23 protein-coding genes and 1 pseudogene are annotated in these 25844 nt (G+C 66.8%); 9 read left to right on the top strand and 15 right to left on the bottom strand.

From position 1 onward, the window contains the following. The 7 genes from OP498_RS11635 to OP498_RS11605 form a co-directional block, all read right to left on the bottom strand. Window positions 1-357 carry a RidA family protein gene (locus tag OP498_RS11635; RefSeq protein ID WP_280548196.1) on the bottom strand — a complete coding sequence of 119 codons (357 nt, stop codon included), beginning with the start codon at window positions 355-357 and terminating at the stop codon, window positions 1-3. Window positions 358-383: 26 nt separating this feature from the next. Beyond that, window positions 384-1418: a histone deacetylase family protein gene (locus OP498_RS11630; protein WP_280548197.1), complete on the bottom strand. Its 1035-nt coding sequence runs from the start codon at window positions 1416-1418 to the stop codon at window positions 384-386. Between the two features lie 11 nt (window positions 1419-1429). After that, window positions 1430-2707, bottom strand: a complete 1278-nt coding sequence (locus tag OP498_RS11625; RefSeq protein WP_280548198.1) for a TRAP transporter large permease — start codon at window positions 2705-2707, stop codon at window positions 1430-1432. Further along, window positions 2704-3249: a TRAP transporter small permease subunit gene (locus tag OP498_RS11620; RefSeq protein ID WP_280553631.1), complete on the bottom strand. Its 546-nt coding sequence runs from the start codon at window positions 3247-3249 to the stop codon at window positions 2704-2706. The genes OP498_RS11625 and OP498_RS11620 overlap by 4 nt, the downstream gene beginning before the upstream one ends. Before the next feature lie 122 nt (window positions 3250-3371). Continuing rightward, entirely contained in the window at window positions 3372-4445 is a 1074-nt protein-coding gene (gene dctP / locus OP498_RS11615) for a TRAP transporter substrate-binding protein DctP (protein WP_280548199.1), read from the bottom strand. An 84-nt stretch (window positions 4446-4529) separates the two neighbouring features. Further along, window positions 4530-5375, bottom strand: a complete 846-nt coding sequence (locus OP498_RS11610; RefSeq protein ID WP_280553629.1) for an AraC family transcriptional regulator — start codon at window positions 5373-5375, stop codon at window positions 4530-4532. 87 nt (window positions 5376-5462) lie between these two features. Further along, window positions 5463-6149 carry a GntR family transcriptional regulator gene (locus OP498_RS11605; RefSeq protein ID WP_280553628.1) on the bottom strand — a complete coding sequence of 229 codons (687 nt, stop codon included), beginning with the start codon at window positions 6147-6149 and terminating at the stop codon, window positions 5463-5465. Window positions 6150-6323: 174 nt separating this feature from the next. Between OP498_RS11605 and OP498_RS11600 the strand changes: the two genes are divergently transcribed. From OP498_RS11600 to OP498_RS11570, 7 genes are all read left to right on the top strand, one after another. After that, window positions 6324-7877: an ABC transporter substrate-binding protein gene (locus OP498_RS11600; RefSeq protein WP_280548202.1), complete on the top strand. Its 1554-nt coding sequence runs from the start codon at window positions 6324-6326 to the stop codon at window positions 7875-7877. Window positions 7878-7949: 72 nt separating this feature from the next. Then, complete coding sequence (locus OP498_RS11595) at window positions 7950-8927, top strand: ABC transporter permease (RefSeq protein ID WP_280548203.1); 978 nt, start codon at window positions 7950-7952, stop codon at window positions 8925-8927. Further along, window positions 8924-9760: an ABC transporter permease gene (locus OP498_RS11590; RefSeq protein WP_280548205.1), complete on the top strand. Its 837-nt coding sequence runs from the start codon at window positions 8924-8926 to the stop codon at window positions 9758-9760. Before OP498_RS11595 ends, OP498_RS11590 begins: the two co-directional genes overlap by 4 nt. A gap of 21 nt (window positions 9761-9781) precedes the next feature. Beyond that, complete coding sequence (locus OP498_RS11585; RefSeq protein WP_280553627.1) at window positions 9782-11398, top strand: ABC transporter ATP-binding protein; 1617 nt, start codon at window positions 9782-9784, stop codon at window positions 11396-11398. A 28-nt stretch (window positions 11399-11426) separates the two neighbouring features. After that, complete coding sequence (locus OP498_RS11580) at window positions 11427-12821, top strand: FAD-binding oxidoreductase (RefSeq protein WP_280553626.1); 1395 nt, start codon at window positions 11427-11429, stop codon at window positions 12819-12821. 7 nt (window positions 12822-12828) lie between these two features. Then, window positions 12829-13809, top strand: coding sequence for a DMT family transporter (locus OP498_RS11575; RefSeq protein ID WP_280553624.1), 981 nt, complete (start codon window positions 12829-12831; stop codon window positions 13807-13809). A gap of 13 nt (window positions 13810-13822) precedes the next feature. Next, window positions 13823-14923 carry an aminotransferase class I/II-fold pyridoxal phosphate-dependent enzyme gene (locus OP498_RS11570; protein WP_280553623.1) on the top strand — a complete coding sequence of 367 codons (1101 nt, stop codon included), beginning with the start codon at window positions 13823-13825 and terminating at the stop codon, window positions 14921-14923. Window positions 14924-15086: 163 nt separating this feature from the next. Here OP498_RS11570 and OP498_RS11565 read toward each other — a convergent pair whose 3' ends face one another. The 8 genes from OP498_RS11565 to OP498_RS11530 are packed head-to-tail and all read right to left on the bottom strand — an operon-like array spanning window position 15087 to window position 22181. Beyond that, window positions 15087-15806, bottom strand: a complete 720-nt coding sequence (locus tag OP498_RS11565; RefSeq protein ID WP_280548211.1) for a lipoate--protein ligase family protein — start codon at window positions 15804-15806, stop codon at window positions 15087-15089. A 39-nt stretch (window positions 15807-15845) separates the two neighbouring features. Continuing rightward, window positions 15846-16616, bottom strand: a complete 771-nt coding sequence (locus OP498_RS11560; protein WP_280548213.1) for a 2-oxo acid dehydrogenase subunit E2 — start codon at window positions 16614-16616, stop codon at window positions 15846-15848. An 11-nt stretch (window positions 16617-16627) separates the two neighbouring features. Beyond that, a complete protein-coding gene (locus OP498_RS11555; protein ID WP_280548214.1) occupies window positions 16628-16864 on the bottom strand; it encodes a lipoyl domain-containing protein in 237 nt (78 codons plus the stop codon). Between the two features lie 15 nt (window positions 16865-16879). Further along, window positions 16880-17902, bottom strand: coding sequence for an alpha-ketoacid dehydrogenase subunit beta (locus OP498_RS11550; protein ID WP_280548216.1), 1023 nt, complete (start codon window positions 17900-17902; stop codon window positions 16880-16882). After that, window positions 17899-18978 carry a 2,3-butanediol dehydrogenase gene (locus tag OP498_RS11545; protein WP_348533113.1) on the bottom strand — a complete coding sequence of 360 codons (1080 nt, stop codon included), beginning with the start codon at window positions 18976-18978 and terminating at the stop codon, window positions 17899-17901. Before OP498_RS11545 ends, OP498_RS11550 begins: the two co-directional genes overlap by 4 nt. A gap of 49 nt (window positions 18979-19027) precedes the next feature. Continuing rightward, window positions 19028-20014 carry a thiamine pyrophosphate-dependent dehydrogenase E1 component subunit alpha gene (locus OP498_RS11540; RefSeq protein ID WP_280548218.1) on the bottom strand — a complete coding sequence of 329 codons (987 nt, stop codon included), beginning with the start codon at window positions 20012-20014 and terminating at the stop codon, window positions 19028-19030. A 14-nt stretch (window positions 20015-20028) separates the two neighbouring features. Further along, on the bottom strand, window positions 20029-21609 hold the full coding sequence (locus OP498_RS11535) for a GMC family oxidoreductase (protein WP_280548219.1): 1581 nt from the start codon (window positions 21607-21609) through the stop codon (window positions 20029-20031). A gap of 53 nt (window positions 21610-21662) precedes the next feature. Next, the gene (locus OP498_RS11530) at window positions 21663-22181 is read right to left on the bottom strand and encodes a gluconate 2-dehydrogenase subunit 3 family protein (protein ID WP_280548221.1); all 519 of its coding nucleotides are present in this window, start codon (window positions 22179-22181) and stop codon (window positions 21663-21665) included. Window positions 22182-22535: 354 nt separating this feature from the next. Here OP498_RS11530 and OP498_RS11525 point away from each other — a divergent pair, with 354 nt between their 5' ends. Then, window positions 22536-24518, top strand: coding sequence for a sigma-54-dependent Fis family transcriptional regulator (locus tag OP498_RS11525; protein ID WP_280553622.1), 1983 nt, complete (start codon window positions 22536-22538; stop codon window positions 24516-24518). 128 nt (window positions 24519-24646) lie between these two features. Beyond that, a pseudogene (locus OP498_RS11515) lies at window positions 24647-25842 on the top strand (MFS transporter). The last annotated feature ends 2 nt before the right edge of the window (window positions 25843-25844 follow it).

Genomic DNA, 25844 nt, shown 5'->3' with positions numbered 1-25844 from the left:
TCAGGCCTCCGGCAGCGCCGCGGTGACCATGATCTCCACCTTCCACTCGGGCTTGGCGAGCTTGGCCTCGACCGCGGCGCGTACCGGCGGGCGCCCCGGGGCCACCCAGCCATCCCAGGCGGCATTCATCTGGTCGAACTCGGCCATGCTGGTGACCCAGATCTGGGCGGCGACCAGATGCTCCTTGGTGGTGCCGGCCTTGGCCAGCAGGTCATCGATGCGGGCCAACACCTGCTCGGTCTGGCCGCGCATGTCCGCAGAAGGGTCGGACGGCACCTGGCCGGCCAGGTAGACGGTGCCGTTGTGCACGGTGATCTGGCTCATGCGGGCGTTGCTGTCGTGATAGGTGACGGTCATGGTGTGGTCTCTCGTCGGGATGGCAGTCAGGCTGCGGTATAGCCGCCCAGGAAGGCGGCGAGGTTGTCGCCCAGGTGCTCGGTGGGGTACCCCCCCTCCTGCACCAGCACGGTGGGTAGTTCCAGGGCGGCGAGGCGCCGCCCCATGGCGGTGAAGTCGTCGGTCTCCAGCGCCAGCCCGGCCAGCGGGTCGTCCTTGTGGGCATCCAGCCCCAGCGCCACCACCAGGGCCTGGGGACGAAAGGCGACCAAGCGCTCGATCAAGTGCTCCAGGGTGGCCAGGAAGGTCGCACCATCGCTGCCCAGGGGCAGCGGCAGGTTGACGTTGGCCCCCTGCCCGTCTCCTTCGCCGTGCTCATCGGCACCGCCCCAGAAGAAGGGATAGAAGTCGGCGGGGTCGGCATGCAGCGAGCCGGTCCAGACATCACCGCGTTGATAGAAGATGTCCTGGGTGCCATTGCCGTGGTGGAGGTCCACATCGAGGATCGCCACCCGCGCATGGCGTTCACGCAGCACCGTGGCGGCCAGTGCCGAGTTGTTGAGAAAACAGAAGCCCCCGGCTCGCTCAGGGCCGGCATGGTGACCCGGTGGCCGGCACAGCGCATAGGCCGAGGGGTCGCCGGTCAGCACGGCATCGGCGGCAGCCTCGGCGCTAGCGGCGCTGGCCAAGATGCCGATGAAGCTGTCGACGGTCATCGGGCAGGCCATGTCATGCATGTGCCAGCCCACCAGCCCCACAGGGTGCCGGGGATAGTGGTGCCCGCCCCCGCAGGGGTGGACATTGGGCGCCACGATCGCCGCAGCATCCGGCAGCGCCCGCCAGCGGGCATGGATGGTTTCGAGGAAGTCGAGATAGCGCGGGGCGTGGATCCTGGCCAGGCGCTCTCTCAGCCGCGCACTGTCGACCGCGGTGGGTAGGGTCATGGAGAGGCCCATGGACGCCAGCCCACGGGTCAGCAGCTCGGCCCGCAACGGCCCTTCCGGCGAGTCCACCGGCCGGCCACGCAGCAGGAAGGTCGGCGGCGCGTGGCGTTCCTGGTCGGGATGGTAGAAGAGCTTCATGAGGGGGTTCCTTAGCCCAGCAGCGAGGGGATCCAGGTGGAGAGCGATGGGAAGATGACCAGTAGCAGGATCACCACGATGAAGGCAACGTAGAACGGCAGCGAGGCAATGATCGCCCGTTCGAAGGGCACGTTGGCGATCCTCGCCGCCGTCATCAGCGTCATCCCCACCGGTGGCGTGACGTTGGAGATGTTGAGCACCACGATCATCAGGATGGCGAAGTGCAGCGGATCCACGCCCAGCTGAATCATCGCCGGCACCAGCACCGGGGCCACCACCACCAGCGCCGGCAACACGTCCATGACCGTGCCGACCAGGATCAGCAAGGCACAGACCAGCAACAGCTGCAGGAAGGTCGAGTCGCTGAAGGTGGTGATCAGGCCCGCCGCGTCCCGGGCGATGCCGGAGCGGGTGACGAACCAGCCGAGCACCGCCGAGGTCGCCAGCAGGAAGAACACCACCCCCGAGAAGCGCACCGTCACCACCAGCGCGTGCCAGATCTTGCGCCAGGTGAGGGTGCGGTAGAAGACGACCCCGATGGCGATGGCATAGACGGCGGCGAACCCCGAGGCCTCGGTGATGGTGGTCATCCCCGAGAGGATGCCGCCGAGGATGATCAGTGGCACGACCATCGCCGGCAGGGCCACCAGGAAGGCGATCGCCGCCGCCTTGAGCGGAGTAGGCGCCTGCTTGGGATAGCCCCGCTTCCAGGCCAGGAAGAAGCTCACCGCGAGCAGCGCGAGGGCCATCAGCAGGCCGGGGACGATCCCCCCGGCAAAGAGGTCGATCACCGAGATGTCACGCAGCAGGGTCGCATAGACCACCATCACCACGCTGGGCGGGATGATCGGCCCGATGATTGACGAGCAGGCGGTGATCGCCGCCGCGTACTCGGCGTCATAGCCCTGCTTCTTCATCTCCGGAATCATGATCTTGCCGATCGCCACGGTATCGGTGATCGCCGCCCCGGTCAGGCCGGCGAAGAACACCGACACCGAGATATTGACGTGAGACAGAGCCCCGCGCACCCGGCCGAACAAGGCATTGTTGAAGGCGATCAGCTTCTGAGTCAGGCCGCCCTGGTTCATCAGTTCGGCGGTGAAAATGAAATAGGGCACGGCGATCAGCAGAAAGCCGGAGACGCCGGCGAACATCCGGTCGGCGATGATGCCGAGCATGCGCTCGCCGCCCATGGCGAAGCCGCCGGCAAGTCCCGACATGGCCATCACCACGGCGACCGGAGCGCCGATCAGCAGCAGCACGACGAAGGCAATGATCGCGGGCGTCATGGGCGGTTCTCCCCGTCGGCGGTCTCGATGAGCTCATCGATCACGGTGTCGTCATCGATGAAGTGTTCCAGCAGGTCGAAGCCCTGCACCAGGTGCAGCAGGATGATGACCCCGCTGATCGGAATCACGATGGCGGTGAACTTGGCGGAGATCTGGATCTGGTCGGAGACCATGTACACCTGGGAGGCCCCCTGGAAGTAGCCCCAGCCATACCAGACCAGCATCAAGGCGAACAGCGCAATGACGGCGAGGCAGAGCCCCGCCGCCACCTTGAGCAGCACGCGTGGCAGGCTGCGCACCAGCAGCGTCATGGCCACATGCTCGCCGTAGCGCAACGATATGGTCATGGAGAGAAAGCCGATCCAGGGCAGGAAGAGCCGGGCCAGGGAGTAGGTCCAGCTCAGCGTGCTGCCGGTGGCCAGCTTGTAGAGGAAGGCCGTGAAGGAGATGCCCAGCATGACCAGCACGCAGGCCACACATATCACGATCGCCGCCTGGTTCACCGCATCACTCAGGCGGCGCAAAGGCTGAAGGAGTGGCATCGGAGTACCTCGGAGGAACGACGACCGACCAGCAGGTCAACCGTCCGAAGGGGCAGGCGCCTGGGCGCCTGCCGGCTCACTGGCCCATGGGATCACTCGGGCCATTCACTCACTCGCGACTCTCACTGGCCATAGTTGGCCATGTCGTTCTCGACGACCTCTTCGCCAACCCGAGCGACCTCGGCGAGGAAGCCATCGACCGTCTCAGCCTCGATGCCGAAGTCGTTGACGATCCAGTCCTTCCATGCCGGCGTGGCGATCTCCGCCATGCGTGCCCGCTCCTCGGGGGGCATGATGTAGCACTCCTCGAAGCGCTCGCAGGACTCCACCCAGCTGGCGGTAGCCAGCGCCCCGGACATGCCGTGGCCGATGGCGACGGCCTCGCGGGCGGAGGTGACGATGGCTTCCTGCTGGGCCTCGGTCAGGCTCTGGAACCAATCTTCGCTGACCAGCCAGGCCGCGCTGTTGTAGACGTGGCCGGTGAGCGTGGTGTAGTCCGTCACCTCGTCGAAGTTATAGGTGACATTGAGCACCGGGGCGTTGAACTGCCCGTCGGCCAGGCCCGTCTCCAGGGCGGTGATCACCTCGCCCCAGGGCAGCGGCGTGGCCGAGGCGCCCAGCGATTTCATGATGGCCACGTGCCCGGGGTTCTCCTCGGTGCGGATGTTCAGCCCCTCGAGGTCCTCCACGGTCTTGATCGGGCGCTTGTTGTTGGTGAAGGCCACGAAGCCGCCACCGTCATCGAAGGTACCCAGGTAGCGCATGTTGGTTTCTTCGATGGTGCCGGACATGAAGTCGGCGAACCATTCCCCGTCGAAGAAGGCCCAGGCCTGGCGCCAGTTGTCGAAGATGAAGGGGGCGGTCATCAGCTGATAGTCGTCATAGAAGGACGACATGGCACCGGTGGTAATGATGGTGGACTGTAGGGTACGCCCACCCTGGACCTCGGACGCGGTCTCCACCTCGGAACCCAGCTGGCTGTTGCCGAAGATCGACACGGTGACCTCGCCATCGGTCCGGGTCTCGACCAGGTTCTTGAAGTGCACCAGTGCCGGGTAGACCTCATTGTTGCTCATGTTCTCCGGGAGGATGGTGGCGATGGCCATTTCCGTGGACTGGGCCTGCACCTGGGTGCTGGCGATGGCCAGGGGCAGCGCGGCCAGGGCCAGGGCGCCGGGGAGTGTCTTCGCTTTCATGGTCAACCTCGTGTCGTCTTGTCATTGTCATGAGCCTATCTCGCCCTCCCTGCAGAGGACACAACGAGACAGCTGACCTTCAGACTAGGTCGACTCGGGCCCATCTGCTTGCCCGGAACTGCGCTGCTCTTGCCCGAGACTCGGCAATGCCCGGCCCTCCCGGCGGCTCCGGGAGGGCGAGACGGCGAAGCGGCGGCGGTAGGCGCGGGAGAAGCTGCCCTGATCGCGAAAGCCCACCAGGGAGGCGATATGGCCGAGGCTCAGGCCACTGTGGGTGACCAGGGCACGGGCGTGCTCCAGTCGCCGCCGCTGGACATAGGCCAACGGGGTCGCGCCGGTCAGCTCCCGGAAACAGGCATGGAAGTGCCCCGCACTCAGGGCGCAGAGCGCGGCCAGCTGCTCGACCCGGATCTCGTCGGCGAGGTGGTGGTCGATCCAGGCGTCCAGGCGCGCCAGGTCGAGGCGCTCGCTGAAGCCCGGGCTGGCGGCCACGCCGGCATCCGCCGGCAGCGGCGCGGACTCGAGGTGCAGATAGAGGGCCCGCAGCAGCAGCGCGGCGATCTCGCTGTGCAGGGCCGGACAGCACTCGAGCTGCTGCATCAGGCTTGCCGCCAGGCGATTGAGACGCGGCGGCACGGCGAAGAAGCGTGGCCGCTCGAAGAGGCGCTCGATGGCCTCGCCATCGCGCAGGGCCGGCAGGCTCGCGGCAGGAATGTCGAGCACGAAGGTGCGGTTGCGACCATCGCCCCGGTAGTCGTGATGGCGGCCGCAGGGGATCAGACAGCCCCGGCTGCCGGTGATGCGCCCCCCCTGCCCCTCGATGGAGAGCTCGGTGGCCCCGCGGGTGGCGAGGATGAGCTGATGGTGGTCATGGGCATGGGCGACGTGCTCCTGGCCCAGGGTGGCGGCGCGAAGATCGAGCAGGGTCATCGGGGGTATCGCCTTCCAGTCGCCATCGACAGCGTCAACATGGCGTGACGCAAGATGGAAAGCAAGTCGGGGGCCAGGACCTCTCGGTCACTCGCGAGCCCCCTCGATGCTCTGGACCACGGAGTCCCGTGCCACGCCGATGTGGTAATCGATGGCCTCGCGACAGCGTGGCCCGTCGCCGCTGGCCAACGCATCAAGCAACAGGTGATGGCTCTCGGCGATGGAGTCCGGCGCCTCGTGGGTCTTGGTGATCAGGGTGATGCACAGCCGCAGCTCGTGGGCCAGGTCCTCGAAGGTCCTGAGCAGACGGCGGTTTCCCGCCGAGGCGATCAGCAGGCGATGGAAGGCCAGGTCTTCCTCGATGCGCCGGCTCTCGTCACCGCTGCCCGACGCCTCGCACAGCATCTCGACCTGCCGGCGCAGTGCCGCCAGGGCCTCGGGCGGACAGGCCCCGGCGAGCCGCTCCATGGCATGGCGCTCCAGGCAGAGTCGAAGATCGAAGATGTCGGCGAGCTCGCCGGCATCCAGGGCTCGCACGAAAAAGCCACGCCGGGGCTGGGAGACCAGCAGGCCGCGACTCTCCAGCAGCCGCGCTGCCTCGCGGACCGGCGCGCGGCTCACCCCCAGATCGCGGGCCAGTTGCACCTCCGACAGCCGTTCGCCAGGGGCGAAGCGCTGGCCGATGATGGCCTGGGTCAGGTAGTCGGCCACCTGGTCCACCAGGTTTCGCTGCTGGATGAACGCGGCGGGTGTGGCAGCTGGGGGGGCAGGCATGCGGCTCGGACTCGTATCGGGATGGCTTCCCCCCAGTATGGCCAATGGGCGTCGCTTGTCGACCGTCGATTGACGACTGTCGACAGTTTGAGCGGTGCCTGCTAGCTTCATTCAGGTGACTGCCCATTGCCAACAACAATCACCAACAACAATCGCCACAACGGGGACAGCATCATGAAGACACCACTGGCCATCGCCATTACCGCCGCGGCCATCACCGCCTCCTCCGCCTTCGCCGACGAGCCCCAAGCCGGCGGGATCATCGACACCATCATCCAGCCCGAGCCGCCCGGCCTGGTACTGGGCATGATCCAGAACGCCCCGACCCGCACGGTCGCCGGCAACATCTACGAAGGCCTGCTGCGCTATACCACCGACCTGGAACCCCAGCCCCAGCTCGCAGAATCCTGGGAGGTCAGCGAAGACGGGCGCACCTGGACCTTCCACCTGCGCGAGGATGTCACCTGGCACGATGGCGAGCCCTTCACCGCCGAGGACGTGGTGTTCTCCGCCGATGTCTTCCACCGCGAACTCAACCCCAGCGCCCGGGCGGTTCTGAAGCACGTGACCGCCATCGAGGCCGTCGACGACCATACGGTGACCTTCACCCTCGAGAAGCCCTTCGGCCCCTTCCTGCTCTCCTTCGAGGCCGGGACCTTCACCATGGTGCCCAAGCACATCTACGCAGGCACCGAGTTCCGCGACAACGCGGCCAACAACCATCCCATCGGCACCGGTCCCTTCAAGTTCGAGAACTGGGACCGCGGCACCGTCATCCAGCTGGTGAAGAACGAGGACTACTACGAGGAGGACCTGCCTTACCTCGACGGCATCAACTGGCACATCATCCCCGACGGGGCCTCCCGCGCGGTCGCCTACGAGAATGGCACCGTCGACGTGCTGCCCTACGGCACCGTCGAGAACTTCGACATCCCGCGCCTCACCGAACTGGACAACACCTGCGTGACCGAGCAGGGCCACGAATACTTCAGCCCCTTCGCCATGCTATGGATGAACAACCGCGAGGGCCCCACCGCCGACAAGCGCTTCCGGCAGGCGGTCATGTACGCCATGGACCGTGAGTTCGCCCGCAACGTACTGTGGAATGGCCTGGGCAAGGTGCCGCTGGGGGCGTTTGGCTCCAACGCCAAGTTCCAGAACGAGGATCTGGCGTCCTACAACCATGATCCGGACCGCGCCCGTGAACTGCTCGACGAGATGGGCTATGACGGCGAGGAGGTCCGCCTGCTGCCCCTGCCCTATGGCGAGACCTGGACACGCTGGGCCGAGGCCGTACAGCAGAACCTCAAGGAGGTCGGCATCAACGTGCGCACCGAGGCCACCGACGTGGGCGGCTGGAACCAGCGCCTCGGCGACTGGGACTACGACCTCGCCTTCACCTACCTCTATCAGTATGGCGACCCGGCGCTGGGCATCTCGCGCACCTACCTCTCGAGCAACATCGACAAGGGCTCGCCCTGGAACAACGTCGAAGGCTACGAAAACGAGAAGGTAGATGAGCTGTTCAACCAGGCCGCGACGGCCTTTCCGGAGGAGAAGCGCGAGGCGCTCTACCACGAGGTCCAGGAGCTCCTCCAGGAGGACGTGCCGGTGGGCTGGCTGCTGGAGCTCGGCTTCCCGACCATCTACCGCTGCGACGTCAAGAACCTGGTGACCTCGGGCGTGGGCGTCAATGACGGCTTCAAGAACGCCTGGCTCGACAGGTAAGCCAGGCGGGGCGGCCCTGTCGGCCGCCCCTGCGACGTTCCACCGCGTCTCATGTCGCCAGGGGGTAATGGCATGCTCTATGCCAGGCTGATCGCGTCACGGCTGTTCAAGGCCGTGATCGTGCTGTTCATGATCATCATCTTAAATTTCTTCCTCATCCAGATGGCGCCGGGCGACCCGGCCGCCATCCTGGCCGGCGAGGCCGGGGCCACCGATGCCGAGTTCCTGCGCCAGCTGACCGAGCGCTTCGGCCTCGACCAGCCGCTGCACGTGCAGCTGTGGCGCTATGTCTCCGGCGTGGCCATGCTCGATTTCGGCTTTTCCTACCGCCAGCAGGTGCCGGTACTCGACCTGATACTGGCCCGCCTGCCGGCCACCCTGCTGCTCACCGGCACCGCCTTCGTGCTGTCGCTGGTGCTGGGCATCGTCGCCGGCTCGCTGGCCGCGGCCCGGGTCAAGAGGCCCTCGGGCTCCATCATCATGGCCCTGGCGCTGGTCTTCTACGCCACCCCGCTGTTCTGGGTCGCGCTGATGGCCGTGGTGCTGTTCTCGGTCTATCTCGACTGGTTGCCGGCCTACGGCATGTACACCGTGGGTGCCGGCCTTGAAGGGTTCGCCTTCGCTCTGGACGTCGCCAAGCACCTGATCCTGCCGGCCACCACGCTCGCGCTGTTCTTCATGGCCATCTACACCCGCATGACGCGTGCCTCGATGCTCGAGGCCGCCCAGCAGGACTTCGTCAAGACGGCCCGCGCCAAGGGCCTAAAGAACAGCGTCATCCAGCGACGCCACATCCTGCGCAACGCCCTGCTGCCGATCATCACCCTGGCCGGCCTGCAGGCGGGCCAGATGGTCGGCGGGGCCATCCTCACCGAGACGGTCTTCGCCTGGCCCGGCATCGGCCGGCTGATGTTCGAGGCGCTACAGCAACGCGACTACAACCTGCTGCTGGGCATCTTCTTCTTCTCGGCGGCCCTGGTGATCGTCTTCAACATCATCACCGACCTCGTCTACCGCCTGGCCGACCCGCGCATCAAGGAGGCGTCATGAGCTTCTTCGCCCGCTTCGTCCAGAACCGCGGCGCCCTGGTGGGCCTGATCATCCTGATGGCGATCATCCTGATGGCCATCCTGGCTCCGCTGCTGTTCCCCGAATCGCCCTGGCGCATGGTGCAGCGCCCCTTCCTGGCGCCGCTCGAGGCGGACGGCTTCCCGCTGGGCACCGACACCATGGGCCGTAACGTCGCCGCCGGCCTGATGCACGGCGCCTGGGTCTCGCTGCTGATCGGCCTGGTCTCGACCACCGTGGCCCTGGCCATCGGCGTGCCGCTGGGCGCCATCGCCGGCTACTACGGTGGCCTGGTCGACGATGGCCTGATGCGCTTCACCGAGTTCTTCCAGACCATCCCCAACTTCGCCCTGGCCATCGTGCTGGTCGCCATCATGCAGCCCAGCATCACCTCCATCGTGCTGGCCATCGCCATCGTCAGCTGGCCGCCGGTGGCCCGCCTGGTGCGCGCCGAGTTCCTGTCGCTGCGGCACCGCGAGTACGTGGAGGCGGCCCGCCTGGTCGGCCAGACCAACGCCACCATCATCCTGCGCCAGATCCTGCCCAACACCCTGTCGCCGATCATCGTGCTGGCCTCGCTGATGGTCGCCACGGCCATCCTGCTGGAGTCCGCCCTCTCCTTCCTCGGCCTGGGCGACCCCAACGTGATGTCCTGGGGCTACATGATCGGCGCGGCCCGCACGGTGATCCGTCAGGCCTGGTGGCTGAGCTTCTTTCCCGGCGTGGCGATCCTGCTGACCGTGCTGGCGCTCAACCTGGTGGGCGAAGGCCTCGACGACGCCCTCAACCCCAAGCTCGCCCGCGAGCGCTCATGAACGGCGGCCAAGGAGAACTCCATGAGTGACACCCTGCTGAGCATTCGCCACCTGACCATTGCCCTGCCGCACGGGGCCGACCGCGACTTCGCGGTGGAGGACGTCAGCTACGACGTGGCGCGCGGCGAGATCATGTGTGTGGTCGGTGAGTCCGGCTCCGGCAAGTCCATGGCCGCCAATGCCCTGATGGGTCTGTTGCCCAAGGGGGTACGAGCCACCGCGGGCGAGGTGGTGTTCGATGGCCAGGATCTGCTCACGCTGACCGAGAAACAGCATCGCGAACTACGCGGGCTGCGCATCAGCATGATCTTCCAGGAACCGATGACCGCGCTGAACCCGCTGATGCGGGTCGGCGCCCAGATCGGCGAGGTCTTCGAGGCGCACAACCGCCTCACCCCGGCCGAGCGCCAGAACCGCGCCCTGGAGCTGCTGATCGAGGTGGGCATTCCCCAGCCCGAGAAGGCCATCCGCGCCTATCCCTTCGAGCTCTCCGGCGGCCAGCGCCAGCGGGTGATGATCGCCATGGCCCTGGCCCTGGAACCCGAGCTGCTGATCGCCGATGAGCCCACCACGGCGCTGGACGTCACCACCCAGGCGCAGATCCTCGACCTGATCGGCGATCTTCAGCGGCGCCACGGCATGGCGGTGATGTTCATCACCCACGATTTCGGGGTGGTGGCCGAGATCGCGACCCGGGTCTGCGTGATGCGCGAGGGACGCATCGTCGAGCTCGGCGAGGCCCGAGAGGTGCTGGAGCATCCCCGGCATGCCTATACCCGGGCGCTGATCGAGGCGATTCCCAGCAACGCCATGCCCGCCGCCCGCGAGGCCGACCAGACCGCCCCGCTGCTCGAGGTCCGTCACCTGCAGAAGGTCTTCCGCTCCCGCGGTGGCCTCTTCAAGCCCTCGCGTGAGGTCCACGCCCTGGATGATGTCAGCTTCACCATGGCGCGCGGCGAGACGGTGGGTATCGTCGGCGCGTCGGGCTCCGGCAAGTCGACCCTGGGGCGCTGCGTGGTCCGCCTGGAGCGGCCCGACAGCGGTGAATTGCTGCTCGACGGCGTCGATCTGACCAGTCTCAAGGGCGAGACCCTGCGCCGCGAACGCAAGCGGGTGCAGATGATCTTCCAGGACCCCTATGCCTCGCTCAACCCGCGCACCCGGGTCGGCATGGCCATCGCCCAGGGGCCCATCGCCAACGGCGTGCCCCGGCAACAGGCGCTCGAGAAGGCCGGCGATCTGCTCGACCTGGTCGGCCTGGGGGCTGCCTCGGCCGAGCGCTTCCCCCATGAATTCTCCGGTGGCCAGCGCCAGCGCATCGGCATCGCCCGGGCGCTGGCCCTCAATCCCGAGCTAATCGTCGCCGACGAGGCCGTCTCGGCGCTGGACGTGTCCATTCAGGCGCAGATCCTCGAGCTGCTCGAGGATCTGAAGCAGAAGCTCTCGTTGTCGCTGCTGTTCATCACCCACGACCTGCGCGTCGCCGCCCAGATCTGCGACCACATCATCGTCATGCAGTACGGCCGTATCGTCGAGCACGGCACCGCCGAAGCGGTCTTCCTCTCGCCACAGGAGGCCTACACCCGCGAACTGCTCGAAGCCATCCCCGGCAGGGCACACGTCCTGGCCACCGCCTGACCCACGCCACTCGGAGCCCGCCCCTGTCATGGACGCCCTCTTGAAGGAGATCACCACCATCGTCGGCGCCGCCAACGTGCTCACCGGCGAGGATGTCGGCGCCCGACGGGTCGACTGGCTGACCGGTGCGCCCTGCCGCGCCGGGGCCATCGTGCGACCGGGATCGACCTCGCAACTAGCCGAGGTGATGCGTGCCTGCCATACCGCTCGCCAGCCGGTGGTCACCCATGGCGGCCTCACCGGGCTGGTGCATGGGGCCGAGGCGGATCCCGAGGAGCTGGCCGTGTCGCTCGAGCGCATGACCGCCATCGAAGCCGTCGACCCGGTCGGTGCCACGCTGACCGTGCAGGCGGGTGCGCCACTGGAGAGCGTCCAGCAGGCCGCCGAGGCAATCGGCCTCCAGTTTGCCCTGGACCTGGGCGCCCGCGGCAGCTGCACCATCGGAGGTAACATCGCCACCAATGCCGGCGGCATCCGGGTCATCCGCTACGGCATGATGCGCCAGCAGGTGCTGGGGCTGGAGGCGGTGCTGGCCGACGGCACCGTGGTCAGCTCGATGAACCGCATGCTCAAGAACAATGCGGGCTTCGACCTCAAGCAGCTGTTCATCGGCAGCGAGGGAACGCTGGGCATCGTCACCCGGGCGGTGCTGCGCCTGCAGCCGCCCACCCCGGACGTGCAGACGGCGCTGGTCGCCTGCCCTTCCTTCGAGGCTCTGACCGGCCTGCTGGGCCATCTGGGCCGGCACCTGGGAGGCAGCCTGGCGGCCTTCGAGGCGATGTGGCAGAGCCACTATCGCCTGCTCACCGAGGAGAGCGGCCGGCACACGCCACCGCTGTCGCCCGAGGCGCCCTTCTACGTGATCCTCGAGTCGCTGGGGAGCGACCCGCAGAGCCATGGCGCCCAGTTCTCCCTGGCCCTGGAGCGCGCCCTGGAAGACGCCTTGATCAGTGATGCGGCCATCGCCCAGTCCGACACTCAGCGCCAGTCCCTCTGGGCGATCCGCGAGGACATCGAGGGGCTGATCCAGGCCCTCTCGCCGCTGTTCACCTTCGACGTCAGCCTGCCGATCCCCGAGATGGATCGCTATGTCGCCAGGCTGGAAGAGGCCCTGGCCCGCGACTGGCCTCGGGGGCGCATGGTCACCTTTGGCCATCTGGGCGACGGCAACCTGCATATTTCCATCACCGTCGGCAGCGACGATCCGGCGGCCCGTCGCGCCGTCGAACGGCTCGTCTATACGCCACTGGCCGAGCTTGACGGCTCGGTGTCGGCCGAGCACGGCATCGGCCTGGAAAAACGCGACTACCTTGCCCTCTCGCGGACCCCCGAGGAGATCACACTGATGCACACCCTCAAGCGAGCCCTCGACCCGCACAGACTGCTCAATCGCCACAAGGTACTCGCTCCGGAGGAGGGCTGAACGCTCGATGGCACGCTTACTCGCTGACCGCCTGCCCCGTTTGCTGGCTGCCCGACCGGTACTCGCCTCGCTGGCCTTGATCCTCGCCATCGGGCTCTTCTGGGGCGGTAACTGGCCGGCGGTGCGTTTCATCCTCCGCGACCTGCCGCCCTTCAGCCTGCGCGCCATCGGCTTTACCGCTGGTGCACTGGTGCTGCTGGGCTGGGCCCGATGGCGTGGCCTGCCACTACGTGTGACGGGCCAGGAGTGGCCATGGCTCGCCGTCACCGGACTTTTCACCATCCTCGGCTTCAACCTGGCCACCGCCTTTGCCCAACTGCGCATGCCGACCTCACAGGCGGCTATCATCGCCTTCACCATGCCGTGCTGGGCGCTGCTGATGGCGTGGGGGCTGCTCGGCGAAAGCGTCAGGCCACGCCAGTGGCTGGGTCTGGCCACCGGCCAGCTGGGGCTGGTCGTGCTGCTCGGGCCCGCGGCGCTGGCAGCCCGGACCGAGGACCTCGTCGGGCCCGTCATCGTGCTCGGTGCTGCTCTTTCCTGGGCGCTTGGCACCGTGCTGATCAAGCGACGAGGTCATTGGGAGAGTCACCCCGTGGTGATCACCGGCTGGCAGTTCGCGCTCTGTGCTGTGCCGATGATCGGTCTAGCGGCATGGCAAGAGTCGCCGCCCCCGCCCGGCGACTGGCTCGACACGACCTGGCTGGCCCTCGGTTACCATCTGGTGTTCTCGATCTGCCTGGCGCAGATGCTATGGTTCCGTAACGTCAACCGTCTCACCCTGGGCCAGTCCACCATCAGCACCCTGATCATTCCGGTCGTCGGTGTTCTCAGCGCCAGCCTGCTGCTGGGCGAGCCGCTGACGCTGCAGGTGGTGATAGCCCTGCTGCTGATCCTGGCGGCGATTGCCGTCGTCATGCTCGGCAGGCGCCGCCCTGAACAAGATCCGCCTCCGACCGATCGCGACGAAATGCCCTCGGACCACACCTGACTGGGAGTTCACGATGCCCCGTTTTCCCGACCACCTGACCGGCGACGGTCCCACCAATCCCTTCCCCGGGATCCGTGTGCTGGAGCGCCGCCTGGGCCGCGAGATCCCCCACCGCCTGGGCTCCAACGAGGGGCTCGACATGCCTCACCGTGCGCTGCGTGCGCACTTCGGTGACGCCATGGTCGAGCATGCCTACTGCTACGGGGATTCGGAGGCGCTGGGCGTCCGCCGGCGGCTCGCCGAGCAGCAGGGCATCCCGCTCGAGGCCCTGCTGGTCGACGCCGGCGCCGACAGCCTGATTGCCCTCGCCTTGCGCACCGTGGCCGAGCCCGGCATCGCCGTGGTTGCCACCGCCGGCACCTACCCCACCTTTGGCTACTTTGCCCGGGGCCAGGGCTGCCGGCTGGTCGAGGTGCCCTACGAGGCGGCGCCGGGCCGCCTCGCCCCCGATCTCGAGGCCCTCTCGGCCGCTGCCGGACGCGAACAGGCCCGGCTGGTCTATCTGGCCAATCCCGACAATCCCAGCGGCCACCTGCACGACGACACGGCCATTCGCCGCCTGCGCGAGACGCTACCCGACGACTGCTGGCTGCTGCTCGACGAGGCCTACCACGACTTCCGCGAGGATGCCGAGTCCCCCTTCGCCCGCGAGGTCCTGCCCGGCGTGATCCGCCTGCGCACCCTCTCCAAGGCCCACGGGATGGCGGGGCTGCGCATCGGCTATGCCATCGCCGAGCCCGAGACCCTGGCGATGATGATGAAGGTGCGCATCCACTATGCGGTCTCGACCCTGACCCTGGCCGCCGCCGAGGTGGTGCTTGACCATCCCGACGAGACCCGCGAGCACATCGCCGCGGTACTCAAGCGCCGCGAGCGCCTGGCCAAGCACTTCCGCGCGCTCGGCGCCGAGGTGCTGCCCAGCGCCACCAACTTCATCGGCATCCGGTTGCCCAGCGCCGAGCTCGCCGAGCGGGTCAACCGCGAACTGCTCGAGGCCGGGCGGCTGATTGCTCGCCCGGCCCATCCGGACCTCGGCCAGGTGCTGCGCATCACCGCCGTGGAGGATGCCCTGGTGCCGGGTCGGCTGAAGATCTTGGAAGACGCCCTGCGGTGAGCGCGGCGCACACGGTATGGGGAGCGTCCTTAGCAGGGTTCTGCGTTCTCTACGACTGAGGCTATACACGCAAATTGTGCAGATTGCACAAGCCGTCCAGCAGTCAGGGGCCACAACATCTGCGAGCTTGACACCGCCAAGCGTCTAGTGCCAGCTGGCACGCTCACTTGCAATATGTGCCATCTTCAGGAGGGGCCTGCCACGTCATCAGGCGTTCGACCAGACCGGGAATGGCGGATGCTAGCTGCAGCTGGGGCAAGACGTCACGAAGGGCGATGTGACTCCCAGCCAAGAAGCGCTGGGGATCATCGATGGCCGCCTGGAAGGCGTTGACCACGGCGACCAGCGCCTCGGGGGTATCGTCCACCTGCATGGCGCCATGGACCAGCAGGGCCATGTCGCGACAGCCCCGCACCCGCCGCCAGCGCTGGGCGGTGCCGACCAGCTTGCGTGACGCGATGCGCACGTTGTAGCGCCCGTCGCAGTAGGCGCCGGGTGCCGGGCCGAGGTCGGCGTCCGACAGGCCCAGAACACCGAGCCAATCGCACCAGGGATCGCCCAGGCGGCGATAGCCCCACTCGAGGTGGGCGGCCGAACCGCCCACCCGACAGCGGATGGCGAGCGCCAGGTTGACCACTGCCGGACTCTGAGGCACCGGCGTGCCGCCGGTGGCGCGAAACTGCACTGGCCAGTCCATCGCGGCGAGTCGGTTCCGAGCATCGGGGAAGCCCGCCAGGCGCTCGTGGCGCCGGGGCATCACCAGGGCGCGGTCGGTGGGCGACCAGGCCAGCCAGCCGATCGATGCCTCCCCCTGGCAGACCGTGTCGAGCAGGGCCTCCTCGGCGGCCAGCCCCTCCTCCACCGTGGGGCATTGCAAGGTCATGCTGGAGATTTCTAGCGGAACGGCCATGGTTCCCCCGGGTCAGCAGCGCAGTTCATGGTCAAAGGCATCGGGCGCGATGCTCTCGACGCGCTCGACCAGACCATCGAGAAAGGCCGCCGCCGGCGCGCCATTGACCGCACGATGATCGAAGGTCAGCGACAGGCCGATCACTTCGGCCGACCGAACGCCGCCCGCCTCGTCGGGCACCACCCGCGCCTCGATACCACCGATGCCAAGAATCGCCACTTGGGGGAGGTTGAGAATCGGCGTGAAATGGTGCACCCGTGAGCGCCCCAGGTTAGAGACGGTGAAGGTGGCCCCAGTCAGCTCACGGACCGATAGCTTCCCGGCGAGGGCCTGCTCCACCAGGTCGCGTCGTGCGCCGGGCAGCGCCCCCAGTTCGACTGATTGGGCATCGAACAGCGCCGGGGCCACCAGCAGGTCGTCAGGCAGCGGCACGGCGAGTCCCAGGTGCACCTCGGGGTGCTCGGTGATGCGGTTGTCCTCCAGGGTCGCGTTGAGCGCCGGGAACTCGGCCAGCGTCTGCACCACCAGGCGCAGCAGCAGGTCCTGCACCGAGGGTGGCGTCAACCCGACGGCTCGACAATGGCGACGCAGGGCCTGCAGGGCACCGAGTTCGGCGCCAGCATGGTGGGTCAGCTGGGCCGACGCCTGCAGGCTCTCGCGCATCTTGGTGGCAATCATGCCGCGCATGCCGCGCAGCGGGATCTCGCGGGGCTCACGTCTTCCGCCAGATGGCGAGTAAGCCGCCCCCTCGGGGGCGGCGGCATTCTGGGTGTCGAGTGGCATGGAGGAACTCCTCAGGTTTCCAGGCTGGCGATGGAGGTGCCCTTGGCGACCACCTCGTCTTCCTGCTTCGCGATGGTCAGTACTCCGGAGGCCGGGGCCTCGATCTCGTACTGGGCCTTCTCGACCATCACCTCGGCCACCAGGTCACCCTGCTTCACCTGGCTGCCATCATCGACCAGCCAGGCGGTGATCACGCCCTCATTGTCGCCTTCCCAGAGATCCTCCGGTACGGTAATCGCGGTACTCATCAGCGGTGTCTCCTGTTATTGGCCCATCATCTGGTGATAGGTATCGACGATCTTGTCGGCATTGGGCAGCGCCCACTGCTCCATGGTCGGCGCGAAGGGGATCGGAATATCCGGGTAGGCGACTCGCCGGGGGGACGCCTTCAGGCAGGACGTGTCGTGCTCGACCACGCTGGCAATGATCTCGCCGCTGACGCCATAGCTGTGGTAGTCCTCGTCGACCACGATCAGTCGACCGGTCTTGGCCACCGAGGCGCGAACCGTCTCGCGGTCCAGCGGCACCAGGCTCCTCAGGTCGACCACCTCGGCCTCGACGCCCTCCTCGCCCAGCGCCTTCGCGGCGCGCAGGCAGTGATGCACGCCGGCACCCAGGCTGACCAGGGTAAGGTCGCCGCCTTCCTTGACCACGGAGGCCTTGCCGATCTCGACGGTATAGCTCTCCTCGGGCGTCGCCACAGTGGCGCCCTTCTCGGTGCCCAGCCAGCCCATGCCCTGCAACGACTTGTGGTACATGAAGACAACCGGGTTGTCGTCGCGGATCGCCGCGGTCATCAGTCCCTTGGCGTCATAGGCGTTGCTCGGCACTACCACCTTCATGCCCGGCAGGTGGGCGAAGGTGCCATAGAGGCACTGGGAGTGCTGGCCGCCGTCGGAATAGCCGCCACCGGTGGAGGTCATCAGCACCATCGGCACCTTGACCTTGCCGCCGGAGAAGTAGGTATTCTTGGCCATCATGTTGTAGATGGCGTCCATGCAAACGCCGAAGAAGTCGACGAACATCAACTCGACGATGGGGCGCATGCCATCGGAGGCCGCTCCCACTGCGGCGCCGATAAAGGCGGTCTCGGAGATCGGGGTATCGCGCACACGTTCGGCCCCGAACTCCTCATGCAGGCCCCGAGTGTTACCGAAGACGCCGCCGAGTGGGCCCACGTCCTCGCCCATCACGAAGACCGACGGGTCCTGGCGCATTTCCTGGGCCGTGGCCTCGGCCATGGCCCGGGCGATGGTCAGCTTGCGAGAGCCGGTGGCAGTATTCATGACATGACTCCTTCGCCCAGCCGCTGGCCGGGCCGTACAATGATCTTGATGTGCGACTTGTCATTGAGCAGGGTCTCGAACCCCTGCTCGACCACATCGTCCAGCACGATACGTGCGGTAATCAGGTCCTCGGCGCGAAAATAGCCCTGCTGCATCAGGGCCATCACGGCGGGATAGATATACCGGTAGGCGATGATGCCCTTCAGGGTGCGCTCCTTGATCACCAGGTCATTGGGTTGGAAGGCCGCCTCGGTTTCCCAGATGCTGACGATCACTGTCTCGCCGCCGGCATGGGTGGCATTGATTGCTTGGTCCAGCACGGCGGAAATGCCGGTCACCTCGAAGGCGAAGTCGGCGCCACCCTGCGTCAAGGCGTGCACTTGCTCTACCGCGTCCTGCTCTCGGGGGTCCACCACCTGGGCACCCAGCTCGCTCGCCTTGTGCCGGCGCGAGTCCGAAGGCTCCACGGCCACGATGCTGGCAGCCCCGGCGGCCTTGAGCGCCTCAATGATCATCAAACCGATAGGGCCTGCACCGAAGACCACGGCACTGTCACCGGCTTTCAGCGCGCTCTGACGCACCGCATGCAGGCCCACGGCAGCCGGCTCGATCAGTGCCCCCTGCTCATAGGAGAGGTCATCAGGCAGGAGGTGAACCATGTGCTCGCCGACGACCGTATATTCTGAGAATCCGCCGCCACCGCCCGAGAGACCATGGAAACCCAGCAACGGCGTCAGGTTGTAGCGCTCCATGAGATAGTGGCCATCTCGATTTGGCGAAAGGATGGGCTCGATGGCGACTCGGTCCCCCGGCTTGACTCGGGTGACACCTTTGCCCACTTCCACGACCTCACCGGCAAACTCGTGGCCCATGATGATGGGGGCCTGCTGCTGGCTAAGAGGATGCGGGGCATCGACCGGGATAAAGATGGGGCCGGCGCTATACTCGTGAAGGTCGCTGCCGCAAATGCCGCAGGCCGCGATCTTCACCTTTACCTGGTGCGGCTCCTGGAGGGTCGGGACCTGGACCATTTCGACGCGAAGGTCTTTGGCTCGGTACCAGACTGCCGCTTGCATCATGTTCATGACTTTACTCCTGATTGTCGTTTTCGGTTCATCGTGGCAATCAGACGAAAACGGTCTCGAGGGCCGCCTCGGGGGGGAGGAAGTCGCTCTCCCGAGCGAAGCGGATGGCCGCCTCGACCCGTTCGTGGGCCTCGTCGACCAGGGCGGTATCGGCGGCCTCGTCGAGCAGCCCGGCCTCGATCAACGCCTGGCGGTAGCGCGGGATAGGGTCGCGGCTCTGCAGGCCGGCCTTTTCGCCCTCGGGGCGGTAGTCCTCACTGTCACCCATGAAGTGACCGGCCAGCCGCGAGGTCTCGATCTCGATCAGCGTCGGTCCCTGGCCGTCCCGGGCCCGGGCGATGGCCTCGCCGGCGGCGGCGAACACGCCCTCGACGTCGTTATCGGCGACATGCACCCCGGGCATGTTGTAGCCACTGGCGCGAAGGTCGTTGCGCGGCACGGCGGTGGCGGCCTGCTTGGCCACCGAGATGCCCCAGGCGTTGTCCTCGATGACGAACACCACGGGCAACTGCCAGACCGACGCCAGGTTCAGGGCCTCGTGGAAGGCGCCCTGGTTGGCGGCCCCCTCGCCCAGGAAGGCCACCGCCACGCCCGGCTTGCCCTGCATCTTGCGGGACAGGGCGGCGCCCGCCGCCGGCCCCAGGCTCTCGCCGATGATCCCCGAGCAGGAGAAGTTCACGCTGGGGTCGAAGATGTGCATGTGGCCACCACGGCCACCGGAGAGGCCGCCGGCCTTGCCGAAGATCTCGGCGACCATGGCGTTGAGGTCGACGCCCTTGGCCACGGCGATATGATGCGGCCGGTGAGTGGCGACGACGACGTCCTCGGCGTCGAGGTGGGCGCAGACCCCCACCGCACAGGGTTCCTGGCCATTGGAGAGGTGCATCTCGCCGGGAATCGGCCCCTTGGCCATGTTGAAGACCGGCGTCTTGCCTTCCATGTAGATCGTCTCGATGCACTCCTCGAGATGACGGCTGGTCACCATCTGACGGTACATCCACAGCCGCTGGTCGTTGGTCGGTTGCATGGGGAATCCTCCGCTCAGAGTTCCTGGCGCTGCATGCGCTCGGCGATGTGATCGGCCTGACGCAGCGCCAGGGCGACGATGGTCAGGGTCGGGTTCTCGGCCCCGCTCGAGGTGAACTGGCTCCCGTCGGAGACGAACAGGTTGTCGATGTCGTGGCTCTGCCCCCACTGGTTGACCACCCCGTCCTCGGACCGGGCGCTCATGCGGTTGGTGCCGACGTTATGGCTGGTGGGGAAGTCCGGCACCTTGAAGATGCGCTCGGCACCTGCGGCCTCGTAGCAGCGCCGCGCCTGCTGTTGGCCATGGCTGCGCACCTTCGCATCGTTGGGGTGATCCCCCTTGTAGACGACGGGAACCGGCAGGCCGTACTGGTCCTTCCTGGTGTCGTGCAGGGTAATGCCGTTCTGCTCCATCGGCAGGTCCTCGCCGCAGATCCACACCCCGGAGAGGTGGTCGTACTTGTCCAGGGCGGTGGTGACATCGCGGCCCCAGCCGGCATTGCTGGGATCCATGAACTTGGCGAAGAAGGGGACGCCCAGCGACATCACCTCCAGAGTGTAGCCGCCGACGAAGCCCCGCGACGGATCGAGGCGCGCCTCGTCGGAGATGATGCCCGCGAAGGTGGTGCCTCGATACATGTGTACGGGCTTGGGCATCACGCCGAAGATGCAGCTGGTGGCGTGGGTCATGTAGTTTTGCCCCACCTGGCCGGAGGAGTTGGCCAGGCCGTCAGGAAACATCGAGGAGTGAGAGTTGAGCAGCAGGCGCGGTGACTCGATGGAATTGCCGGCTACGCAAACCGCCCTGGCCCGCTGGCGATGCTGATTGCCGTCGCCATCGGCATAGACCACTGCCGTGGCCCGCCCCTGATCGTCGTGCTCGATCTTCAGCGCCATGGAGCGCGGTCGAACCTCGCAGTGCCCGCTGGCCTCGGCGCGGGGAATGTCGGAATACATGGTCGACCACTTGGCGCCGAAGCGGCAGCCCTGCATGCAGAAGCCCGCCTGCATGCAGCGGCCGCGCTCGTCATACTCCTCGGTGTTGATGGCCATGGGACCCGAGCGCAGCTGCTTGTAACCTATGCGCTCGGCGCCGGCGGCCAGCACCTTGAAGTTGTTGTTCCACTGGTGATATGGCATGCCGGTGGAGTCACCGGTCACCCCCATGTGGCGTTCGGCCTTCACATAGTAGGGCTCGAGGTCCTTGTAGGAGATCGGCCAGTCGAGCAGGTTGGCCCCCTCGAGATCGCCGATCTCGCTGTGCAGCTTGAATTCATGGGGCTGAAAGCGCAGTGAGACGCCGGCCCAGTGGATGGTGCTGCCGCCCACCGCCTTGACGATCCAGGCCGGCAGACCGGGGAAGGTCTCGGTGAGCTGGCGGGGGCCGGCGGTGACGCGCTCATCGAGCCAGGAGATCTTCTTGAACATCTCCCATTCGTCGTTCTCGATGTCATTCATCTGGTAGCGCTTGCCAGCCTCCAGCACCACGCTGTCGATGCCCTTCTTCGCCAGGGCCTGAGCCAGGGTGCCGCCGCCAGCCCCTGAGCCGATGATCACCACCACGCTGTCGTCGTCATAGTCGAAACGGGTTGCCATGGCGTGTCTCCTCTCGATTCGATTGTTGTCGTGTCACACAGGGATAGCGGGGGTTACAGCCAGTCGATCTCCAGGTCATCGAAGCCGCGATAGAGGTATCCGCCCTGCTCCCACGATGACCCCTCGTAGCCGAAGTACAGCTCCCAGAGCTCGTTGTTGTCGTAGAGCCCTACCACCAGGGTGCCGCGCACCGTCTGAAAGAAGTCGCCGTCCTCAATCTCGCGCAACAGCGCCGCCCGGTCAGCCTCCTCGCTGATGTCGCTGTAGTCCGTCCCGTGGGCATCACGGGCCCGGCGGTTGAGGTCGGCCAGGCCATCGGCGATCAATGCCCGGTTGTTTTCCAGTAGTGGCTCGAGGGGAGTGAGGTAGAAGGCGTCAGGGATGGCATCGTGGGGGTAGATGTCACGGCCCATGCGCAGCAGGCCCGCGGCCAGATCGGGCTCGGCCAGGGCCCAGCGGGGCCAGAGGCTGCCGGCGCCGAGCGCCATGCCACCGACCAGCAGGGCGCCTTGCCCGGAGAGGGTGAGAAAGCGACGCCGAGTGACCGTCGACGCTCTTTGGGAATGGCTCATGGCTTGGCTCCTGTTGTTATGCAAGACCTCGTCTTGCTGAGTGATCAGCCAGGGCGACCCGTCGGTCGCACACCTTTCCCAGGCAGCTTTCGTGCCAGGAATCGGGTCAAAAGACCCAGAATCATGTTATTCAAGGGGAAATTGGTTGCAGATGAGGAGTAAGGCTGTGCCCGTCGCCGCACCAGGGCCGGCGAGCATTACACGCGACGTGACACTCCGCTTTACATAGGAGCGTTACAGGTGTAATAGGGGGCGACGAAGATCGCATCACGCGCCGTGAGCCGGAGGCGTAGGGTCATCAACGGACATTCGCATCCTGCATAGCGCCTTCTCTCCGGCGCTGAGGACATGGCCATGAACATTGCCAAGGCACAGCGAGAGCACGTCGAGACGATCCTGAGTTCCCTGGAGCATCCCCGAGGAGGGGGAGAAGAGGCGGTCATCGAACGCTCCTGGCGCCGCTGCATCGACCGCTACGGACTCGATCCCGCCAGGCCCAGCCCACCCCGCTACGTTCCCGACCAGACCCTGCGCGAGCATCAGGACCAGGCCGATGGTCTCATCAAGGTGGCCCGGGCCGGCGTGGAACAGCTCTATCGCCAGGTCCATCCCCTCGAGTACGTGGTGCTGCTCACCGATGCCCGGGGCATCGCTGTCCAGTTCCTCGGCGCGAGCAGTGCCCATCGCGAACATCAGCGCACCGGTCTCTACCTCGGCTCCAACTGGAGCGAGGAGCATTCCGGCACCTGCGCGGTGGGTACGTGCATCCAGGAGGAGTTGCCGCTGACCTGTCACCACAGCGACCATTTCAGCGCCCATCACATCAACCTGACCTGCACGGCGGCGCCGGTCTTCGACCCGGATGGCCAGCTGCTGGCGGTGCTCGACATCTCCGCCTACCGTTCGCCGGAGTCCAAGACCTCCCAGACCTTCGCCCTGCAGGTGGTCAAGCACTATGCGCGAATGATCGAGGATGCCTACTTCCTGCAACGCTATAACGGCTACCACATCGTCTGCCTGGACCGCTCCCGGGAGTTCGTGCTGATCAACCGGCGCTACCTGATCGCCATCGAGGAGGACGGGACCCTGCTGGCCGCCAACACCGCCGGACGCAAGCTGCTGCGTCATCACGAGCTGCCGTTACCCGGACCCGGCGAGGCCCGTCCCTTTCGGGCCTGGCACATCCAGGACCTGCTGGATGCCGAGGTCGACGACGTGCTCAACATCCAGCGCTACTGCGACGACCGGGTGCGCGCCTTCCTGACCCATCGCCACCGCGAGCTGCACTTCGCTACCCTGATCGAGCCACAGCGTCGTCATCCCGCAGGGAGTACGGCGCACCCGCGGGATTCCAGCCTGGCGCCACTGGAGGCGCTGGCCGATGACGACCCGGCGATGCGCGATACCCTGACCCGGGCCGCCCGGCTGCGCAATGAGCCGATCAATATCCTGGTGATCGGCGAGACCGGCACCGGCAAGGAACGCATGGCCCGTGCCCTGCATGATTCCAGCCTTCGCCGCGACAAGCCCTTCGTGGCCATCAACTGCGCGGCCATGCCCGAGTCGCTGATCGAGAGCGAGCTGTTCGGCTACGAGCCTGGCAGCTTTACGGGCGCCAACAGCAAGGGGATGAAAGGGCTGATCGCCCAGGCCGACGGCGGCACCCTCTTCCTGGACGAGATCGGCGACATGCCGCTGCAACTGCAGACCCGCCTGCTGCGGGTACTGGCCGAGGGGGAGGTGCTGCCGATCGGCGCCAACCGGCCGGTCAAGGTCGACCTGAGGGTGGTGGCGGCCACCCACCGCGACCTGCGTGGCCTGATCGATCTGGGCCAGTTCCGCGAGGACCTCTTCTATCGCCTGAACGGCGCCAGCCTGCGCCTGCCGCCGCTTCGCGAGCGCGCCGACCAGGCCTACCTGATCCGCAAGCTGTTCGAGGAGCTTCGCGCCGAGCGTGGCGAGTCGCGGACCCGGCTGCGCGGCGACGCCACCACTGCCATGCTCGCCTATCCCTGGCCGGGCAACATCCGCGAGCTGCACAACGCCCTGCGCTATGCCCTGGCCACCTGCGAGGGCGACGAGGTGGTGGTCGGAGACCTGCCGGAAGAATGCATCAGCGGCCACCTGGCCCACCCCGCGGCACGTGCCGCCAGGGCACCCGAGGGACTCGCCCCCGGGGTGATGCTGCGCGGCGAAGACCCGCTGCAGGAGACCCTGCGCCGGCATCACTGGAACATCAGTGCTGTGGCCCGCGAGTTGGGCCTGTCGCGGCCGACCATCTACCGGCGCATGAAGCGCCAGGGCATCGTGCCGCCCCACCAGCAGGACGCCCACTGAGCTCGCGACCCGCCCGGGGATGATATTACGGCACGGGTGTCAGCCTGTTGCTCATTCCAGTGTGTCCGAAACATCGCAGATGCGCGATAGTAGCGCGCAATTCGTCTGCCAATGGGTAACCCGTCGCCATGAATGCGCTGCGCCGCCACACCCTGCTGATCATCGTCCTAGGCAGCCTGGTCATCTCGCTGGCCATGGGCCTGCGCCATGGCTTCGGCCTGTTCCTGGAGCCAATGAGCAGTGATCTGGGCTGGGGACGGGAGGTCTTCGCCTTCGCCCTGGCCCTGCAGAACCTGATCTGGGGGCTATCCCAGCCCTTCAGCGGGGCACTGGCCGACCGCTTCGGGGCCGCGCGGATCGTGTGCTCTATGCTCTGGGGCTGGCCATGATGGGGCTGTCGGACTCGGCCCTGGGCATGTCGACGAGTGCCGGGCTGCTGATCGGCCTGGGGCTTTCGGGCACCACCTTCTCGGTGATCCTCGGCGCCGTGGGCCGCGCCGTGCCGCCAGAGAAACGCAGCCTGGCCATGGGCATCGTCAGCGCCGCCGGTTCCTTCGGCCAGTTCGCGATGTTGCCCGGCACCCTGGGGCTGCTGGAGTGGCTCGGCTGGTCCGCCGCCCTGCTGGTGATGGGCGCACTGGCGGCCTTGATGGTGCCCCTGGGCGGGATGTTGCGCGATCGTCCGTCGCCGCGCCAGGCCAGCGATCTCTCGCTGCGGGCGGCGCTCGACGAGGCCGCCGCGCATCGCGGCTTCTGGCTGCTCTGCATCGGCTTCTTCGTCTGCGGCTTCCAGGTGGTGTTCATCGGCGTCCACCTGCCCGGCTACCTGGTCGACAGCGGCATCGCCGTGCAGGTAGGCAGCACCGTGCTGGCGCTGGTGGGGCTGTTCAACATCGTCGGCACCTACACCGCCGGCTGGCTGGGCGGCTTTCTCTCCAAGCCGCGCCTGCTGACCTGGCTCTACCTGATCCGCGGCATGGTGATCACCGTCTTCCTCGTCGTTCCCCTGAGCCCGGCCAGCACCTACCTGTTCGGCATCGCCATGGGCCTGCTGTGGCTCTCCACGGTGCCGCTGACCAACGGCATCGTCGCCTCGGTGTTCGGCGTGCGCCACCTCTCCATGCTCGGCGGCATCGTCTTCCTCTTCCACCAGCTCGGCTCCTTCATGGGCGTCTGGCTGGGCGGCTACTTCTACGACCTCAACGGCGACTACGACCTGGTGTGGCGGCTCGCCATCCTGCTCTCCGTGGCGGCTGCCATCCTGCATGCGTTCATCCGCGAGACGCCCATCGAGCGCTCTCCCGCCGAGGGCGCCAGGGCCTGACG

This window comes from Halomonas sp. 25-S5, from assembly GCF_029889845.1.
Lineage (GTDB): Bacteria > Pseudomonadota > Gammaproteobacteria > Pseudomonadales > Halomonadaceae > Halomonas.
Note: the sequence above shows the minus strand (reverse complement) of the source record. Positions and strands in the feature narration are given on the sequence as shown.

Coding starts and splice junctions, on each gene's coding strand:
- OP498_RS11555 (WP_280548214.1), bottom strand. CDS start 16,864: ATGAGTACCGCGATTACCGTACCGGAGGATCTCTGGGAAGGCGACAAT.
- OP498_RS11565 (WP_280548211.1), bottom strand. CDS start 15,806: ATGACCTTGCAATGCCCCACGGTGGAGGAGGGGCTGGCCGCCGAGGAG.
- OP498_RS11590 (WP_280548205.1), top strand. CDS start 8,924: ATGAGCTTCTTCGCCCGCTTCGTCCAGAACCGCGGCGCCCTGGTGGGC.
- OP498_RS11550 (WP_280548216.1), bottom strand. CDS start 17,902: ATGAATACTGCCACCGGCTCTCGCAAGCTGACCATCGCCCGGGCCATG.
- OP498_RS11580 (WP_280553626.1), top strand. CDS start 11,427: ATGGACGCCCTCTTGAAGGAGATCACCACCATCGTCGGCGCCGCCAAC.
- OP498_RS11625 (WP_280548198.1), bottom strand. CDS start 2,707: ATGACGCCCGCGATCATTGCCTTCGTCGTGCTGCTGCTGATCGGCGCT.
- OP498_RS11545 (WP_348533113.1), bottom strand. CDS start 18,978: ATGCAAGCGGCAGTCTGGTACCGAGCCAAAGACCTTCGCGTCGAAATG.
- OP498_RS11540 (WP_280548218.1), bottom strand. CDS start 20,014: ATGCAACCGACCAACGACCAGCGGCTGTGGATGTACCGTCAGATGGTG.
- OP498_RS11605 (WP_280553628.1), bottom strand. CDS start 6,149: ATGCCTGCCCCCCCAGCTGCCACACCCGCCGCGTTCATCCAGCAGCGA.
- OP498_RS11585 (WP_280553627.1), top strand. CDS start 9,782: ATGAGTGACACCCTGCTGAGCATTCGCCACCTGACCATTGCCCTGCCG.
- OP498_RS11635 (WP_280548196.1), bottom strand. CDS start 357: ATGACCGTCACCTATCACGACAGCAACGCCCGCATGAGCCAGATCACC.
- OP498_RS11575 (WP_280553624.1), top strand. CDS start 12,829: ATGGCACGCTTACTCGCTGACCGCCTGCCCCGTTTGCTGGCTGCCCGA.
- OP498_RS11595 (WP_280548203.1), top strand. CDS start 7,950: ATGCTCTATGCCAGGCTGATCGCGTCACGGCTGTTCAAGGCCGTGATC.
- OP498_RS11560 (WP_280548213.1), bottom strand. CDS start 16,616: ATGCCACTCGACACCCAGAATGCCGCCGCCCCCGAGGGGGCGGCTTAC.
- OP498_RS11600 (WP_280548202.1), top strand. CDS start 6,324: ATGAAGACACCACTGGCCATCGCCATTACCGCCGCGGCCATCACCGCC.
- OP498_RS11535 (WP_280548219.1), bottom strand. CDS start 21,609: ATGGCAACCCGTTTCGACTATGACGACGACAGCGTGGTGGTGATCATC.
- OP498_RS11525 (WP_280553622.1), top strand. CDS start 22,536: ATGAACATTGCCAAGGCACAGCGAGAGCACGTCGAGACGATCCTGAGT.
- OP498_RS11620 (WP_280553631.1), bottom strand. CDS start 3,249: ATGCCACTCCTTCAGCCTTTGCGCCGCCTGAGTGATGCGGTGAACCAG.
- OP498_RS11630 (WP_280548197.1), bottom strand. CDS start 1,418: ATGAAGCTCTTCTACCATCCCGACCAGGAACGCCACGCGCCGCCGACC.
- OP498_RS11610 (WP_280553629.1), bottom strand. CDS start 5,375: ATGACCCTGCTCGATCTTCGCGCCGCCACCCTGGGCCAGGAGCACGTC.
- OP498_RS11530 (WP_280548221.1), bottom strand. CDS start 22,181: ATGAGCCATTCCCAAAGAGCGTCGACGGTCACTCGGCGTCGCTTTCTC.
- dctP (WP_280548199.1), bottom strand. CDS start 4,445: ATGAAAGCGAAGACACTCCCCGGCGCCCTGGCCCTGGCCGCGCTGCCC.
- OP498_RS11570 (WP_280553623.1), top strand. CDS start 13,823: ATGCCCCGTTTTCCCGACCACCTGACCGGCGACGGTCCCACCAATCCC.